At 30.8% G+C, this 17,309-nt stretch carries 18 protein-coding genes; 8 read left to right on the plus strand and 10 right to left on the minus strand.

Annotated elements, in window-relative coordinates:
• The first annotated feature begins 114 nt into the window (after positions 1 to 114).
• Entirely contained in the window at positions 115 to 762 is a 648-nt protein-coding gene (locus PUD86_00685; GenBank protein MDD6775801.1) for an amino acid racemase, read from the plus strand.
• Here the strand turns inward: PUD86_00685 and PUD86_00690 are convergent.
• Positions 759 to 1,331, minus strand: a complete 573-nt coding sequence (locus PUD86_00690) for a transglutaminase-like domain-containing protein (protein MDD6775802.1) — start codon at positions 1,329 to 1,331, stop codon at positions 759 to 761. The genes PUD86_00685 and PUD86_00690 overlap by 4 nt on opposite strands.
• A gap of 11 nt (positions 1,332 to 1,342) precedes the next feature.
• A complete protein-coding gene (locus tag PUD86_00695; protein MDD6775803.1) occupies positions 1,343 to 2,356 on the minus strand; it encodes an aminopeptidase P family protein in 1,014 nt (337 codons plus the stop codon).
• Between the two features lie 77 nt (positions 2,357 to 2,433).
• Between PUD86_00695 and PUD86_00700 the strand changes: the two genes are divergently transcribed.
• The 4 genes from PUD86_00700 to PUD86_00715 are packed head-to-tail and all read left to right on the plus strand — an operon-like array spanning position 2,434 to position 5,945.
• A complete protein-coding gene (locus PUD86_00700) occupies positions 2,434 to 3,075 on the plus strand; it encodes a site-2 protease family protein (protein ID MDD6775804.1) in 642 nt (213 codons plus the stop codon).
• A gap of 2 nt (positions 3,076 to 3,077) precedes the next feature.
• Complete coding sequence (locus PUD86_00705; protein MDD6775805.1) at positions 3,078 to 4,280, plus strand: YcaO-related McrA-glycine thioamidation protein; 1,203 nt, start codon at positions 3,078 to 3,080, stop codon at positions 4,278 to 4,280.
• A 4-nt stretch (positions 4,281 to 4,284) separates the two neighbouring features.
• On the plus strand, positions 4,285 to 4,938 hold the full coding sequence (locus PUD86_00710) for a TfuA-related McrA-glycine thioamidation protein (protein ID MDD6775806.1): 654 nt from the start codon (positions 4,285 to 4,287) through the stop codon (positions 4,936 to 4,938).
• Complete coding sequence (locus tag PUD86_00715) at positions 4,935 to 5,945, plus strand: ATP-binding protein (protein MDD6775807.1); 1,011 nt, start codon at positions 4,935 to 4,937, stop codon at positions 5,943 to 5,945. The genes PUD86_00710 and PUD86_00715 overlap by 4 nt, the downstream gene beginning before the upstream one ends.
• Here the strand turns inward: PUD86_00715 and PUD86_00720 are convergent.
• The 4 genes from PUD86_00720 to PUD86_00735 are packed head-to-tail and all read right to left on the minus strand — an operon-like array spanning position 5,942 to position 8,906.
• Positions 5,942 to 6,400, minus strand: coding sequence for a hypothetical protein (locus PUD86_00720; GenBank protein ID MDD6775808.1), 459 nt, complete (start codon positions 6,398 to 6,400; stop codon positions 5,942 to 5,944). The genes PUD86_00715 and PUD86_00720 overlap by 4 nt on opposite strands.
• A 7-nt stretch (positions 6,401 to 6,407) precedes the next feature.
• Positions 6,408 to 7,253: a CBS domain-containing protein gene (locus tag PUD86_00725; GenBank protein MDD6775809.1), complete on the minus strand. Its 846-nt coding sequence runs from the start codon at positions 7,251 to 7,253 to the stop codon at positions 6,408 to 6,410.
• A gap of 35 nt (positions 7,254 to 7,288) precedes the next feature.
• On the minus strand, positions 7,289 to 7,714 hold the full coding sequence (locus PUD86_00730) for a universal stress protein (GenBank protein ID MDD6775810.1): 426 nt from the start codon (positions 7,712 to 7,714) through the stop codon (positions 7,289 to 7,291).
• A 31-nt stretch (positions 7,715 to 7,745) separates the two neighbouring features.
• Positions 7,746 to 8,906 carry an amidohydrolase family protein gene (locus PUD86_00735; GenBank protein MDD6775811.1) on the minus strand — a complete coding sequence of 387 codons (1,161 nt, stop codon included), beginning with the start codon at positions 8,904 to 8,906 and terminating at the stop codon, positions 7,746 to 7,748.
• 464 nt (positions 8,907 to 9,370) lie between these two features.
• Here PUD86_00735 and PUD86_00740 point away from each other — a divergent pair, with 464 nt between their 5' ends.
• The gene (locus tag PUD86_00740) at positions 9,371 to 9,601 is read left to right on the plus strand and encodes a hypothetical protein (GenBank protein ID MDD6775812.1); all 231 of its coding nucleotides are present in this window, start codon (positions 9,371 to 9,373) and stop codon (positions 9,599 to 9,601) included.
• An 18-nt stretch (positions 9,602 to 9,619) separates the two neighbouring features.
• Here PUD86_00740 and carB read toward each other — a convergent pair whose 3' ends face one another.
• On the minus strand, positions 9,620 to 12,796 hold the full coding sequence (gene carB / locus PUD86_00745; protein ID MDD6775813.1) for a carbamoyl-phosphate synthase large subunit: 3,177 nt from the start codon (positions 12,794 to 12,796) through the stop codon (positions 9,620 to 9,622).
• A gap of 22 nt (positions 12,797 to 12,818) precedes the next feature.
• Complete coding sequence (carA, locus tag PUD86_00750; GenBank protein MDD6775814.1) at positions 12,819 to 13,901, minus strand: glutamine-hydrolyzing carbamoyl-phosphate synthase small subunit; 1,083 nt, start codon at positions 13,899 to 13,901, stop codon at positions 12,819 to 12,821.
• 244 nt (positions 13,902 to 14,145) lie between these two features.
• On the opposite strand from carA, the gene PUD86_00755 reads away from it, so the two are divergent.
• Positions 14,146 to 14,361, plus strand: coding sequence for a hypothetical protein (locus PUD86_00755; protein MDD6775815.1), 216 nt, complete (start codon positions 14,146 to 14,148; stop codon positions 14,359 to 14,361).
• On the plus strand, positions 14,282 to 15,529 hold the full coding sequence (locus PUD86_00760) for an MFS transporter (GenBank protein ID MDD6775816.1): 1,248 nt from the start codon (positions 14,282 to 14,284) through the stop codon (positions 15,527 to 15,529). Before PUD86_00755 ends, PUD86_00760 begins: the two co-directional genes overlap by 80 nt.
• On the opposite strand, the gene PUD86_00765 is transcribed toward PUD86_00760, so the two are convergent.
• Positions 15,530 to 16,810: an ATP-grasp domain-containing protein gene (locus tag PUD86_00765; GenBank protein MDD6775817.1), complete on the minus strand. Its 1,281-nt coding sequence runs from the start codon at positions 16,808 to 16,810 to the stop codon at positions 15,530 to 15,532. It abuts the gene before it with no gap.
• Between the two features lie 137 nt (positions 16,811 to 16,947).
• On the minus strand, positions 16,948 to 17,226 hold the full coding sequence (locus tag PUD86_00770) for a hypothetical protein (protein ID MDD6775818.1): 279 nt from the start codon (positions 17,224 to 17,226) through the stop codon (positions 16,948 to 16,950).
• Positions 17,227 to 17,309: the final 83 nt, after the last annotated feature.

Below are 17,309 nucleotides of genomic sequence, written 5' to 3' on the forward strand. Positions count from 1 at the left end.
ACAAAAGTGATGAAACTATTTAAATGAAGTCAAAAAAATATAATATTAATAACAAATGGAGAAAAAATAATGAAAAAAATAGGATTAATTGGATGAACTGCTCCAGAATCAACAATAATGTATTACAAAAAATTAACTCATGAACTAAATGAAATGAACGGTGGTGAAAAACTACCTGAAATTACTATTGAAAGTGTTGATATGTATAATATCCTAAATCAAATAGGAAATAGAAACTGTGAAGAAGCTTCAGATTATATGGTTGAAAGAATAAAATATCTAAAAAATGGTGGTGCAGAAATCATATCATTTACATCAGTAACAATGCACATCTTACTTGATCACATTTATAAAAAAACAGATATTGAACTTGAAAGCATTCCAAAAGCAGTATGTGAAAAAGCAGTTTCAAAAGGAATTAAAAAAGTTGGGCTTTTAGGAACTGGTTTTACAATGAAAGAAAACCATATGAAAAAAGATTTCATAAAAGAAGGAATTGAAGTATTCGTACCTGATGAAAAAGGCCAAGAATTAATTGATAATAAAATATTTGAAGAACTTGTTCACGGAACTATTAACGAAAGTACTGTAAAAGAATTTGTTAATATAATCGAAGAAATGAAAAACAAATATGGAATTGAAGCAATTATTCTTGGATGTACTGAAATACCATTAATTATAAATGACGACAATTCCCCAGTACCAGTTTTAAATGCAACTGAAATACATATAAATAAATTAATAAAAATGGCAATGGATTAGAACTCAAAATCAGTTCTAATTTCAGATACCTCATTGCATTTAGCTAATACATTGACTAATCTTTCATCCAAATCTGTTTGGTTGTTGTGATAGTCAATTTCACCAAGCTCACTTCTAGTTTCATAAGCCAAATGTTCTTCGTCCAATGAAAATTGGGCATTTACATTTTCCTTATTTCCACGTGCATCAAGCCTGATCCATTTATCTAATTGCTCAATATAAACAGTATTAAAAGCGTGGATAATATAACCATCACTTGCATCATCTGCTCTTGTAAGCAACTGATAGCTAATTCCAGATGGAATTCCATTTGCTCTTAGAAGAGCTGCAAGAAGACATGATTTTGTCCAGCACACCCCTGTTTTATTTGCAAGTACTTCACTAGCTTTTTTTGAGACAACACTTGCATTAATATCCCATGAATGTGGAATTTCATCACGAACAAACATGAAACATCGCTCAATATAATCAATATCATCACTAGATAACTCTTTTAGATGACCAACCTTTTTTTGAATGTTTTCATCATTATAGTCAATGCTTTGTGTTTCAATTAAATAATCGTTCATTTAACAATCCCCTATAAGTTGAGAGGCAAATCCCCAATTATATTAGCTTTTTTTGAGATTAAAACTGTATCTTCAAGTCTAACTCCAAATTCTCCTTCCAAGTATATTCCAGGTTCAACTGTTATAACCATTCCCTTTTCAATTACTGTTTCATCACGTGTTGAAAATCCAGGAGTTTCATGAATATCAAGACCTAAACTGTGACCTGTTGAGTGTATAAAGTTATCACCATACCCATAGTCTGAAATAATATCACGGGCAACCTTGTCTATTTCACAGCATTTTAAACCTGGTTTGATTGCTTTAATAGCTTTATCATGAGCTTCACGAACAATATCCCAAATTTCCTGTTGAGCTTCACTAAATACAATAGTTCTTGTATTATCAGAACAATACCCGTCAAATATTGCTCCCCAGTCAATTAAAATTGGTTCTTGTAATTTTTTAGCCTCAGGAACAGCATGAGGAAGGCTTGAATTAGCACCACTGGTTACTATTGTGTCAAATGATTCTTTTGAAGCACCATTTTCAATCATATATCTTACAAGATCAAAAGCTATTTCCTTTTCAGTTGATTCATTATTCCTAATATCCAATTGTAAAAATGATTTTTGAGCAATTTCAGTTGCTTTTGTGATATTTTCAATCTCACGAGGAGTTTTAATCATACGCTGCTCATCAACATATGTTTTTGCACAAATGTTAAAATCATCTCTAAATCTTACATAAGTACTGAATGGAAGAGTTGGTTCAATTGCAAGGTTTTTAATACCTTCTTTTTTTAATTCACCAACCATAACATCATATGATTCATATTCTTTAACTTCAATAGCTGAATCACGTTTTGCAATTTCCATATCCATTCCAGATGCATAAATAATCGGATTTTCTTTAATTATACAAAAAGCAAAACTTGTTGGTTTATATCCTGAAAGATAACTGACATTGTTAAATTGTGTTAGCATATAAGCATGAATATTATCTTCCTGCAATTTTTTTAAAATATTATTTACATGTATTTGCATGTTTAATAATTAAGAAAAAAGTATTATAAAAAAATAAAGGATAATTTTATTAAAGTCAAATTAGATATTTTAAAAGTATGTTTAAATTTACAGCTAATGAAATAAGAGATTTAATAATTGCATTTGTTGTAATCTCTTTAAGTTTTGCAATAGTACAAGGAGGAAGAGACCCTTCTTTAGTACTTAATATTTTACCAATTGTTATGGTTGGTGTAGGAACAGGTTTTATATTGCATGAACTTGGACATAAATTCGTGTCAATGAAGTACGGATACTGGGCAGAATTTAAATTATGGCCACAAGGATTAATATTTGCACTTTTAAGTTCATTTTTAGGATTTGTATTTGCAGCACCTGGTGCAGTATATACCTATGCAAACTATATGAACGATGAAATCAACGGTAAAATCTCAATTGCTGGACCTATTGTCAATATAATCATTGCATTAATCTTCTTGGCAATTTGTGTTGTTGTTTACCCAACAGCATTTTTCTCTGAAACATCCTTGTTAATATTCCTTGTTTGTTCAGTAGGATATACAATTAACAGTTTCCTTGCTACATTTAACTTAATACCATTTGGAAACTTGGATGGATCTAAAGTATTAACCTGGAATGCTGGAATTTGGGTTGTTACAATTGCAGTTGCAGGTTTAATGACTTTTATGTCAATGACAATAGGCGTTGAAAATATTGTAAGATTAATTATAGGACTTTAAGAATGACAGAACAGCTCACATATTTTGAAGGAACACACAGAGTTATTGCTCCTGAAAAAACAATTGAAAATAATGAAGATAAATTGATAACTGCAGGAATTACCCGTATTGCAGACATTACTGATTTGGATAGAATTGGACTTCCAGTATTTACTGCAATCAGACCTACTGCAGAAGATGGTGCAATCAGTATTTATGGTGGAAAAGGAATCACAAAAGACCATGCTAAAGCGTCTGCTATGATGGAAGGTTTTGAGAGATATTCTGCTGAAAAACAGGACGATGATGAAACAATTATCGCAACTGTTGATGAAATCAGCACTAAAGGTGAATATATTGATCCTAAAACCTTAAATCTACCTCAAAAATATGAAAAAGAAGATATATCACAAATCCCATTAGAATGGAATTTAGCAACAGATATAATCTCAAATAAAGACCATTATGTTCCTTCAAATGCAGTATTCCACCCATATACTCATGATAATGATATTCAGAGCTTTTTTAAATCAAACACCAATGGTCTTGCTTCAGGAAACATTTTAGAAGAAGCAATATTACATGGAATGTTTGAAGTAATTGAAAGAGATGCGTGGAGTATTTTTGAGTTAACACATAAAAATTATTCACAAATCAATTTAGACACTATTGAAAGTGAATTGATAAACAATACCATTGAAAAATTTGAATCCAATGGAATTAAAATTAAATTGATGGATTTCACAGCAGATATCCAAGTTCCAACAATAGCTGCTTCTGCAGACGATACTGTTACAAAAGATGCTGGATTATTAACACTTGGAATGGGAACACACCTTGATCCAGAAATTGCTGTTTTAAGAGCACTAACCGAAGTTGCACAAAGCAGAGCAACCCAAATCAACGGTGCTCGTGAAGACACAGTAAGAGCAGATTTTGCACGTGAAGCAGGTTATGAAAGAATGAAAAGAATCAACAAATACTACTTCAGACAGGAAGAAGAGCAAGTTGATTTTAGAGATATTGAAAATAAATCCACAACATCCATTAATGAAGATATTGAAATTGTAAAAGATGAATTAATAGCTAATGATATTAAACACATCCTATATACTGATTTAACAAGACCTGAACTTGACATAAGTGTTGTAAGAGTCATAATTCCAGAAATGGAGCTTTATGCAATTGATCCTAATCGTGCAGGATACAGATTTTTAAGAGTATGATAAAATGGTAAAGATTCTCATTTATACAGGGCTTTCACTTCCTTTTAGCGAAGCAAAGGAAATTTTAGATTCACACGACGATATTGAAGTAGTCTACAAAAGACCAATCAAAAGAGGAGACTTAAGTCACGATATAAAAGAAAATCCGGACATTATCGCAATAATTGATGGAGTATTTCATCAAAATTCTGCTGTTGGACATAGAGAAATCCTTAGTGTGATGAAAAAAGGAGTTAAAGTATATGGTTCTTCAAGTATGGGAGCTCTTAGAGCATCAGAACTTGACGTTTTAGGAATGGAAGGTATTGGATATTGTTATAATGAATATGCAAGTGGAAATGTTACTTCTGATGATGATGTTGCAGTAATGCTTGACAGTGAAACACTAGAAGCACTTTCAGTTCCATTAATTAGTATGAATTATGTTTTTACAAATGCAGTAGCTGAAAATATAATAACCAAAGAAGAAAAAGATGAACTAATTAAGATTACAAAAGAAACCTATTATCCTAAAAGAAATTATGCTCAAACATTATCACAATCAAGTTTAGACGCTGATAAAAAAGGAAAATTAATTGATTTTATTCGTACTTCAAAAGATATTAAAAAAGAAGATGCAAAAGAATTGCTAAACCATATTAAGTCAGTGATTGAATGAATATAGAAAATAAGATAAACACCGTTAAAGAAATATTAAAAGACAAAAAGGTAGCTATTGGTTTTTCAGGCGGAAGTGATTCAACATTAATCATTTATTTAGCATCCCTTTTTGCAAAAGACACCCTTGCAATTACCATTGATAATCATTTAATGCCAACTGGTTTTATTGAACATACCAAAAGAGTAACTGATCTTTATAATGTTCGCCATGAGATAATTGATATTGATTTTTATAAAGATGATGATTTTTTAGAAAATTCACCAAAAAGATGTTATACATGCCGTAATTTAATGTATAGTGAAATTAAAAAGCTTGCAGTTGAAAATGGCTTTGATTATATTTGTGACGGCAATAACATCAGCGATTTAATTGATGATCGCCCAGGAATATTAATTACTTATGCTAATAACTTCAAAACACCATTAATTGAAGCTAGATTAAACTCAAAGGAAATTCACGAATATCTTGATAAAAATAATATTCCTTATTCAAAATCAACTACATGCCTTGCAACAAGAATTAAAACTGATACTCCAATTACAAAAGAAAAAATAGATACTATCAGTTATTGTGAAGATTATATTTTATCCAATACCAACTGCGAAATCGTCAAAGTTAGAGATTTTGGAAAAGTTAGTATGTGTGAAGTAGATAATATTATTGAAGTTCTGCAAGATAATAAATTTAAACAGATAAACGATGAATTAAAAAAGCAAGGTTATAAAAAAGTATCATTAAATTTATCAGAAATTAAAAATACTGATGAGATAATTCTTGATTGCAAAAATGGTTCATTTTCATATAACCTTCCATTCACAATCAACATGGAAAATACAAAAAAACAACTTAAAAATGAAATTTTGAATAAAACAAATAAAAAAATAGAAATAGAAAATATTGATATTTATGATACCGGTTTAATAAAAGGAAATAATTTTAAAAACTATGAAGATGCATTAAACAGATTCATGTATGTCCTTACAAAAATAAGGAGAAACATCTAGTTTTTCATTTCCATATATTTTTTTAATACGATATCCGGAGTTTCAATACTTTGATCAAAAGTGGTCAATAATTCTTTAGGTTCAAAATCATCTTCTACTTTTCTAAGATTCTTAAGGAAAATAGAATCTCCATCAATTTTAAACCCAACGTCATCTGCTGTAATTGAGATTAATTTTATTTCAATTTCAGAAGCTTTTTCCAAAGCATCATTTGATTTAACCTCATATTTTAAATTCAACATTTTATGAGGCATAATCTCATTAATAGTTCTTTTGATAACAGAATCCAAAAGTTCCAAAAATTTAATGGCAGGAGGCATATCATTAGCCCACCAATATGTAAGAACAGAATTTAAAACAATTTCGTGTTCGGAGAAATCATCATATAACCTCGCACGAACACCAACACTTGTATTATCAACTACTTTAATCACTAAAACTGGACTAACTGCCATTATACCACTATTCTTGCGGAATTAATGCTTTAATTAAATCACTAGCTCTTACAAGACCTACTAAATTACCTTCAACACCAATAACAGGAATTTGTTCAATGTTTAAGGTTTTCATTTTTCTAGCACAGTCAGAAACTTTAGTTTTAGAGTTAGCAACTTCAACATTTCCTACAGCAACATCACAAACAACTTTATCAGTAAACTTCAAGTGATTTTTCTCAATGTATAATACTGAAGTACTGTCCCAGGACCATTTATCTCCTTCAGTTCCTACAGTAGAACTGTGTTCACTTCTTTCAGAAATAATTTCAATTTCTGAGATGAAATCAGTTTCAGTTAAAATTCCAGATAATTTAGCATCATCATCAAGAGCTAAAACGGATTTTAAACCAAATTGATTCATAGTTTCAAATGCAACGTTTAATGGAGCTTTATCCCATGTTGTTGGAACAGTTGTAATCATATAATTTTCAACTGCATCATTAATTTCAGTTTTAGTTAATGCATTGGATACAATATCAAATGATGTAATAATACCCACTAATGCTCCTTCATCATCAACAACAGGAACTCTTCTAACATTATTATCTACCATTTTACGAGCAGCATCAACTACATCATCACCAGGTTTTACGGTGACTAAATCTCTACTCATTAACATTGCAAGTTGTTCTTCATCAGGATTATTAATTAAATCAGAACGAGTTATGACTCCTACTAAAATGTCAGTGTCTCCTTTGACAACTGGTAATACTGCTTTTTTTTCTTTTCTCATTAAGTCTAAAACTTTGTCTCTGTTACCAGGAACAGAAACGCTTACTACATTTTTAGACATTGTTCTTTTAACTAACATATAAACACCTATTATAAAAATACAATAAATTGTAATTAATGAACTACAAGTACTGCACATTTAGCTGAATTAACAACTTTATCTGCAACACTACCCATAATAAATCTATCAAATCCGGATTTGCCAGAACTGCCCATTACAATTAAATCAACATCTTCTTCTTTAGCTACCTCAAGGATAACTTTAGCAGGCAAACCTTCTTTAATTACATGAGTAATCTTTAAATCATTTTTATTCAATTTATCAAATTCCTCAAGATTTTCTTCAGATCTTTCTTTTAAAATTTGATTTAACTGATATACTTCGTCATCTAATGGGAGTCCGCTAACAAAATTATTTTCTGTAACACTTATAGCGATTATTTCCGCCCCACAGACATTTGCTAAAAATAAAGCTTGTTTTTGTGCTTTTTTTGCAAATTCTGAACCATCTGTTGGAACAAGTATTTTTTTATACATCATTAACAACCTCCAAATAATACATTAATATCGATTATATATTATGAATAATTTTTTTATTAATCCTATATAATATATTTTTCGTTTCACATCGATTTATTATATTAAGGTATGGATTTTTGGAAAATGAATTAAACACATTAAATTGAGCCAAATTATCCTCCAAAATTACTGATTTTTGAACTACATTATTAATATCAAATCCACAGACATTTGTAGTTGCCATTTTTAATAACTCACATGGATCAATATACTTTCTATAACACACTGACATGATTTTTAAACTAAACTCCAATTCACGAAGCATATTTGGTGAATTAAGCATTACATTATCAGTTCCAATCATAGGTTTTATACCTAAATCAAGCATTTGAGGCAATGGAACCACACCAACATTTAATGTTGCATTAGCTCTTGGACATACAACAGTATTTTGATTAGACTGCAAAACACCATCTAAATCATTATTTTTTGGATTTGTAAGATGTACCAACTGAGAGAATTTAGAATTAACTCCCTTTTCAATTTCAGACAAACCACAATCATTTAAAGATTCTATCTGATTAGATTCTGATTCTGCAACATGAATTGAAGATATTTTTCCCTCTTTTTTACATTCTTTTGAGATTATATCTGCAACATCAGTTGTAATTTCCCCAAAACCACTTGGTGCAATACCATCAGCAATTTTTAAGAGTTTACGAACAGCTATTTTTACTTTACTTAAATCAGGATCATCGCCATAAAAACTGTCGTCACGTCCTAAAATAATTGATTTTATTGGAATACCTTCAGCTGCTTTTTTTAATAGCTTAACTCCTTTTAGTCCACCTTCACGATAATCAATAAAGTGAGTTGTACCACTATTAACCATATCCCACATAGAAGATTTCATTGCTTCGACTAAATCATCATCACTGGCCTTAGACAATGCCACATGTTTAATTCCATTAGGAGGTTTCACCATCTCACTTAATGAATAACCATAGCCCTCATCTTTAATGATAGAGTCTCCTATATGCATATGACCATTTATGAATGATGGGCAAACAATAGCTCCATCAACATCAATTATTTCACCTTCTAAGACATCTTTTCCAATTTCAATGATTTTTCCATCACCAACAACAATATTTTCACGTGCTGGAACTAAATCCATTCCTTTTAATATGATTCCGTTTGCTATAGTGAACATTAAAGGTGAATCTAATTTTTTTAATTAATATATTTTAGCATTAAATATTTATTAAATCAAAAATACAAAAATAAGATATATAATTCAGACTTTTTAAACCAGGTGATATTATTAACTCTCAAGAAATAAGATACTTTTACAGGAATATTGTAAAAACTGGAAACGTATATAGAGTTAAATATAATAATAAAGACTACGGAGAGTTTAAAAAGTTATCTGACGCATTATATGAAAGAGATGCACTATTTTTTTGTAATTTTGATTATGATTTACTTGTTGAGTGTGATCTTGAAAACAAGTATGAAAATAAAGTCCTGCCACCATTTCCAGAAAAAAGACCAAAAGGCAGAATTAAAGGAACCAAGGTCAACAAAAAAGAAAGAGAAGGTGAAATTCTCTTTAACCACAAGATTAGAAAGTTCTACATCAAAAAAGGCGATGAAAACATTGGCCAATATGATACAATGACTGAAGCATTTTATTATAAAAAGCTATTAATGAACAATGATTGGGATAAAAGCGTTTTAAAAACTAATATTACTCAAAAAATTGAACTTAATGCAGTTATTGATCCAAAAGTAGAATACAAAGTAAAACTAAACTTCTGTCCTAAATGTAAAAGCAGATTAAAAGTTGGCGAAACAGAATGTTCATCATGTGGTATCAATATTAATGATTACCTTGTAAATAAATAAAAAAAGGATAGAGAAAAACTATTCTCCATCAACGTATTTGTTTAAAGATTTAACTTTAATTTCATTATTTTGAATAGCTTTAATTGCATTTAAAACTGCTCTTGCTCCAGCTAAGGTAGTAACGTAAGGAATACCAAGTTCAATAGCAAGACGTCTAATAATGTAACCGTCTTTTGCAGATTGTTTACCTTCAGAGGTATTAATAATTAAATCTACTTCATTGTTTAAGATAGCATCTCTGATGTTAGGAGAACCTTGAGATACTTTTAATATCTTTTCAACTGAATCAAGACCGGTTGCATCAGCAGTACCTGCAGTTGCAATAAGATCAAATCCTAAATTGGATGCAGTCTCTGCAATTGGTCTAATTTTCTTTTTATCTGATTCTTTAACACTGATAAATATTTTACCTTCTTTAGGTAATTCCATACCTGCGGAAAGTTGTGATTTATAGAATGCCATTCCGTAGTTTTCATCAATACCGATACTTTCACCAGTGGATTTCATCTCAGGACCTAAAACAGTATCGGATTCAGGAAGTTTTAAGAATGGGAATACAGATTCTTTTACTGCAACATGGTCTAACTTGATTTCTTTGGTTAAACCGAAGTCTTTGAGTTTAGCACCTTGCATAATCCAGGTTGCTACTTTTGCTAATGGAACTCCAATTGCTTTACTTACAAATGGAACAGTTCTACTTGCACGAGGGTTAGCTTCAATAATGTAAACCATTTCTTCATCAGGTTTTACAGCATATTGAATGTTCATTAAACCTTTAACGTTTAATTCTAAAGCTAATTTAGTTGAATTTTCACGGATAGTGTCTAAAATATATTCAGGAATAGTTTGAGGAGGTATTACACATGCAGAATCTCCGGAGTGAACACCTGCTTCTTCAATGTGTTCCATAATTCCTGCGATGAATACATCTTCACCATCACATAAAATATCCACATCAAGCTCAATAGCATCTTCTAAGAACTTGTCAACTAAAATTGGGTGTTCTGGAGATACTTTTACAGCTTCTTTCATATATTCTTCAAGTTCGTTGTTATCATAAACAATTTCCATAGCTCTTCCACCGATTACGTATGATGGACGAACAAGAACTGGGAAAGTAATTTCTTCTGCAATTTCTTTTGCTTCTTCAAATGAGTTTGCAGTTCCATATGGTGCTTGATGAATGTGTAATTTTTCTAAAAGTTCAGCAAATAATTCTCTGTCTTCAACTCTGTCAATACTTTCGTATGGAGTACCTAAAATTTTAACACCTGCATTTGCAAGAGGTACAGCTAAGTTAATTGAAGTTTGACCACCGAATTGAACAATTACTCCGTCAGGTTTTTCTTGTTCAATTACTCCCATTACGTCTTCATAGGTAAGTGGTTCAAAGAATAATTTGTCAGAAATATCATAATCAGTACTTACGGTTTCAGGGTTGTTGTTGATTAAGATTGTTTCAATTCCTTCTTCTTTTAAAGCTAAAGAGGAATGTACACAACAGTAATCAAATTCAATACCTTGACCAATTCTGATTGGTCCTGCACCAAGAATTACAACTTTCTTCTTGTTGGTTGAAGTAAGTTCATTTCCTTTATCGTAACTACTGTAGTAATATGGGGTTTTAGCTTCAAATTCAGCAGCACAGGTATCCACCATTTTATATGATTGTTTAATGTTGAATCTTGAAAGTAAATTTTTAATATATTCTTCGGTTTGGCCAGATAAGTCTGCTAATCTTTTGTTGGAACAACCCATTTGTTTAGCTTTTCTTAAGAATTCTTCATCTTCTAATTTTTCAGCAGTTACACTGTTTTCAAAGTTAACAATGTTTCTGATTTTGTATAAGAAGAAGTTATCGATATTGGTGAGTTCTCTTATTTTATCGATATCCATTCCGTCTTTAATAGCGGAGTAGATTTGGAAATAGATTTTATCTGTAGGATTGGATAATTCTTCTTCAGTGTAGTCAATGTATTCGAAACCATCGAATCCCATATCAAGAGATCTAAGTGCTTTTTGGAATGCCTCTTCAAAGGTTCTTCCAATAGCCATTACTTCACCAGTAGCTTTCATTTGAACTCCTACTTCACGACTTACGCCTTTAAATTTATCAAATGGCCATCTTGGGATTTTGATAACAACATAATCAATAGCGGGTTCAAAGGAAGCTGGTGTTTCTTTGGTGATATCGTTTTTAATTTCATCTAAAGTTAATCCTAAAGCAATTTTTGAAGAGATTTTTGCAATTGGATAACCTGTTGCTTTAGATGCAAGCGCACTACTTCTGGATACACGTGGGTTTACTTCAATAACTTTGTATTCATCAGTTTCAGGGTTAAGTGCAAATTGAATGTTACATCCGCCTCTAATTCCTAAAGCTCTGATAATTTTAATTGATGCATCACGCATTTTTTGAACGGTTTCATCACATAAGTTTTGGATTGGCGCAACAACAACACTGTCTCCAGTGTGAATACCCATAGGATCAATGTTTTCCATAGTACATACAATAATACAGGTATCTTCTTTATCTCTCATTACTTCAAATTCGATTTCTTTCCATCCAAGAACTGATTCGTCAATGAGAACTTGGTTGATGAAACTCATATCTAAACCATGAGTTGCAATTTCAATTAATTCTTCTTCGTTATGTGCAATTCCACCACCAGTACCTCCTAAGGTGAATGCTGGTCTTACAATAACAGGATAACCAATGTCTTCTACTGCTTCAAGTGCTTCTTCAACACTTTCAACTGCATGACATTTAGGAATTTCTTCACCAATCTCATCCATAAGATTTGCAAATAAATCACGGTCTTCTACGTCTTTAATAGTTTGAACATCAGAACCTAAAACTTTAATTCCATCAAGTAAGCCTAAATCTCCAAGTCCTGTTGCAATATTCAATCCAGTTTGTCCACCCATAGTAGGTAAAATTGAATCTACTTGTTCTTCTTCGATAATTCTAGCAACAACTTCCGGAGTTAATGGTTCAGTATAAACAGTGTCTGCCATATCAATATCAGTTTGGATAGTAGCAGGATTACTGTTAACAAGAACTGTTTCAATTCCCTCTTCTCTTAATGATTTACATGCTTGTGATCCTGAATAATCAAACTCAGCTGCTTGTCCAATTTGAATAGGTCCAGAACCAATAATTAATACTTTTTTAATATCCTTATCAACTGGCATATTATAATCCTCATTAAATTTTTTAGTATTCATCCATCATTTGATTAAATTTGTCAAAAACATTTCTTGTATCGTTTGGACCAGGTCCTGCTTCAGGGTGGTACTGTATACAATGTAATGGCAATTCTTTGTGTGAAATACCTTCAGGAGTGCCATCATTTAAATTAATTTGGGTTAAAACTAAATCAGTTTCTTTTAATGATTCTTTATCAATGGTAAATCCATGGTTTTGTGAGGTAATAAATACTTTTCCAGTATTTAAATCTTTAACAGGTTGATTTTCACCTCTGTGACCAAATTTCATTTTATATGATTTTGCTCCAAAAGATTTAGCGATTAATTGTTGACCCATACAAATACCAAAGACAGGCAATCTGTTTGATAATTTTTTCATGGTTTCAATAGTTTCAGATACCCTATCAGGGTTTCCAGGACCAGAAGTAATCATTAAACCGTTAGGAGAATAATCTAAAACAGTTTTATAGTCAACATCATATGGGAATAAGACTACACCAATATCTCTTTCCAAAAATGAGTTGATAATATTCTTTTTAACACCACAATCAATTAATGCCACTTTTTTATCAGCATCTTCATTGAAAGTTTTGATTTCTTTTGTAGATACTAATGGAACAACGTCGATGTCTTCAATACGTGGTTGAGAACGTGCCATTTCAATTAATTTATCATCAGAAATATCTTCAGTTGTGATTGCTGCTTTAAGAGAACCTCTTTCACGAATTTTAAGAGTTAAATCACGTGTATCAATTCCACTGATTCCCGGAGTCTTAAATTCTTTTAAGAAGTCATCCAAAGTTTTTTGAGGTCCGAAGTTAGAAACTTCACGGCAAACGTCACGGCAAACAAAACCTTCAACTTGAATTTTATCTGATTGATACCACTTCTCACTTACACCATGATTTCCTTCTAATGGGTAAGTAGACATTAAGATTTCTCCTTTAAAAGACGGATCAGTCAATGATTCGGTATAACCACCCATACCAGTAGAGAAAACGAGTTCTCCTAATTTAGTGGTCTCATAACCAAATGCATCACCTTTTAAAACAGTACCATCTTCTAAAGCTAATTTAGCTATTTTTACCATTAAATCACCATATAAAAAAATATAAAATTACTTTCTATCTTTAATATATATTATTTTACTATATTATTAAGGTTTGTTTTTTGTAAAAAAATTGATTTTAAAAAAATAATTATTTTCAACATGTCAATGCCATTAACACCAAAATTTGAATAAAAAATAACCTGGAAAAATTTTGTAGAACCTAAACTTTAAATGATAAAAACTCTAAAAGATAGTTGTTAATTAAAATTTGTAGGAAATAATTATGCAAAGTAAACTTGAGAAATATATTGTTTTAATATCATTTATTTCATCAATTGTTGGTGTTTTTGTTATAAATGGAGTTATTATTGGAGTTCCAGACATTGCAAGAGAATTTGGAATGAATAATGAATTGAAAATTGGATTCCAACAATTTTGTATTTGCAGCAATCATACTAACCGTTCCGGCAGGACAATTAGCTGGAAAAATTGGTTTTAAAAAGACACTGATTATAGGATGTACAATAAAGCTAATTGGATTTATTGGAATTCTTTTAGCAACTTCTCCAGAAACATTCCTATTATTTAGAGCAATACAGGGAATTGGAGTAGCTTTTTCAAATGTTAGTGAACTAGCAATTATTGCACTTGGAATTAAAGAAGAAAGTCGTGGAAAAGCTCTTGGAATTACAGCAACAGGAGTTTATGTTGGTACCTCAGCAGCACCAGTAATCTGCGGGTTTTTAGTCGAAAATTTCGGATGGAAATCAATGTTTTACATCACAATACCTTTTTTGGTATTATGTATACTGTTAATGATTTTCAAATTAGACAGTGAATGGAAAGTTGATGAAAAAATAAAAATTGACAAAAAAGGTTCTATTTTGTATATGATTGGAACATTTTTATTCATTTACGGATTTTCCGATTTAGTAACACCAATTGGTAAAATATGTCTTATAATTGGTTTAATTTTCCTAATTGTCTTTGCAATATACGAATTAAGACAAAAATATCCTGTATTTAATGTAAAAATATTTAAAAATAGATCATTTACTTCCTACAATATAGCTGGATTTTGCGGTTATTTTGCAGTTACAGTTGTAACCACCATTCTAAATTACCATTTTCAATATATTAAAGGATGGGACCCTGAAACAGCAGGTTTAATATTAATAATAAGTCCAATTATAATGTCAATTACAGCAATTAACGCAGGAAGACTTTCTGACAAATATCATCCTCAAAAAATTGCATTAATTGGAATGACAATAAGCATTTTCGCATTTATACTATTATCATTAGTAAATGCAAATACATCATTGCATATAATTATAATTGCTATGATATTACAGGCATTAGGAATGGGATTATTCTCAAGTCCAAATATGAATGCAATTATCGGATCTGTTTCAAAAGACAATATTACTGATGCAACAGGAGCTTTAATTACAATGAGATCTGTTGGTCAGACAATGAGTTTATCCCTTATAACACTTGTATTTTCATGGATTATGGGAAATTTAGAGTTGTCTTCAAAATATGCTCAAATGATTGTCCAATCTTCACAGACAATTTGTGTAATCTGTGCTTTAGCATGTATAGTTGGAGCAATAGTTTCAATAATTGGAATAAAATCAGAAAATAAAATTAAAAAAGAATTGTAGCTATCTTTTAGATGCTACAATAGTATCTTTTATATGATACGGAGGAAGTTCAATTTTTAAGTCTAATAACTTAATTAGTGCTTCAACACCTCTTCTTCCACCATTAAATAGTTGATATGAGGATTTTGGAATAATTATGACTCCACCTGTTTTTACGTTTTCAAAACAGTTCAATAATATTTTTACAATATCATCAATTTTATATTCAAACATAATGTCATTCAAATTCAAAATTATATAATCGAATCCGGATACTACTGGTGAAATCTCATCAGGATGAAGCTGCAATATACCACATCCATCAACAAATTTATCACTTACCAATAATCCAGTACCATATTTGGAATTAGATTTTATTAATTCCTTAAGATTATCCAAGTCATTTTGCAAATCTCCCTTGTTAATAGGATTTTTTTCACTTAAAACTAATGGAAATGCATGTTTTTCAACATTTCTTAGATAATCAATATTGTTTTGTATTACGTCATAATCCTTGTGAGCCAAAAATACAGTACCACAGGAACCAAATAGATCTTTGGTTTTAGGAAATACCTTCATATCAGTTTCATTAACATCAACCATTTTTGTCTTTACATGACTTCTTAATTTGACACTGATGTTTGACATTGGAGATGCAATAGCTGCAATTTCATCTGGTACAATGAAGAATTTTACTGCACCATAAGCATATAACTGATATTTCTGTTTTAATTTTTCTTTGAAGTGATCAGGTTTTAAATAAGCATCCAAAATACAATCAGTTTCATGATGACCTGCAATCTTGTCTAAAAATTCTGCAGTCATCCCACCACCACATGGACGACAGTTAACTTCAATTAGTACTGGACCATTTTCATCAATCATATATTCACCGTGAACAGGACCATATTGAATTCCCATTGCATCTGCAACATCATATGCATATTCAATCATCTCTGCTTCGGCAATATTTAATTCATTTACAGTTTCACAAGTATCATAAATTATAGCACCCTCAGCAGTTTTTATTTTATTATATTTCCAAACTAAGGTTACACGATGCATACCTTCACATGAAACAGTATTTACAATATATTCATCACCAACAATGCACTCCTGAACAAGCATTTCACTTAAAGCTTCACCATAAAGATTTGTTTTAGAAAATGAATCTTCCAAATCACTAATCATTTCCTGCTTATTTGAACAAATATGTACACCAACAGACCCTGCACTGGATGTTGGCTTTAAAACTACTTCTTTTAGTCCTTCAGCATCATAAAATTCAATTGCCTCATCAATAGATGAAACAACTTTTCATCTAATTGAACGAAGTCCCCGTTCACGTATTCTATTTTGCATTTCATTTTTTAGAGTCATTGCATCAATATTTTCAATAGAGTTACCTTTTAAATTTAAATCGTAAGCCAGTCTCGTTGCTAAAACAACCCCTTTTCAGTACCAGGTAAAATTAAAAGAGGATCATATTGCCTAACCAATTCAAGAGTATCCTCGTAAGATTCCTGTTCATGAATTAATTCAACATTTTTAATGTGAGCATGAGATGTAAAAACAAGCTCACCAAATTTTTGGCCATCTTCAGAGTCAATAGGACGAGTATCTAAAAAAATAGGATTGTAACCACGGTTAACTACATCCTCAACAAAATTAATTGAAGTAGAACCACAATTTACAATAATTATATTTCGTTTAGTCATGATAATAATTATGTGCGAACCCATATTTAAAATTTAGGTATACGTAAATTTTATTAAAAAGATAATGAATTTATAAATGATAA

Source organism: Methanobacteriaceae archaeon (assembly GCA_029219465.1).
Classification (GTDB): Archaea; Methanobacteriota; Methanobacteria; order Methanobacteriales; family Methanobacteriaceae; genus Methanocatella.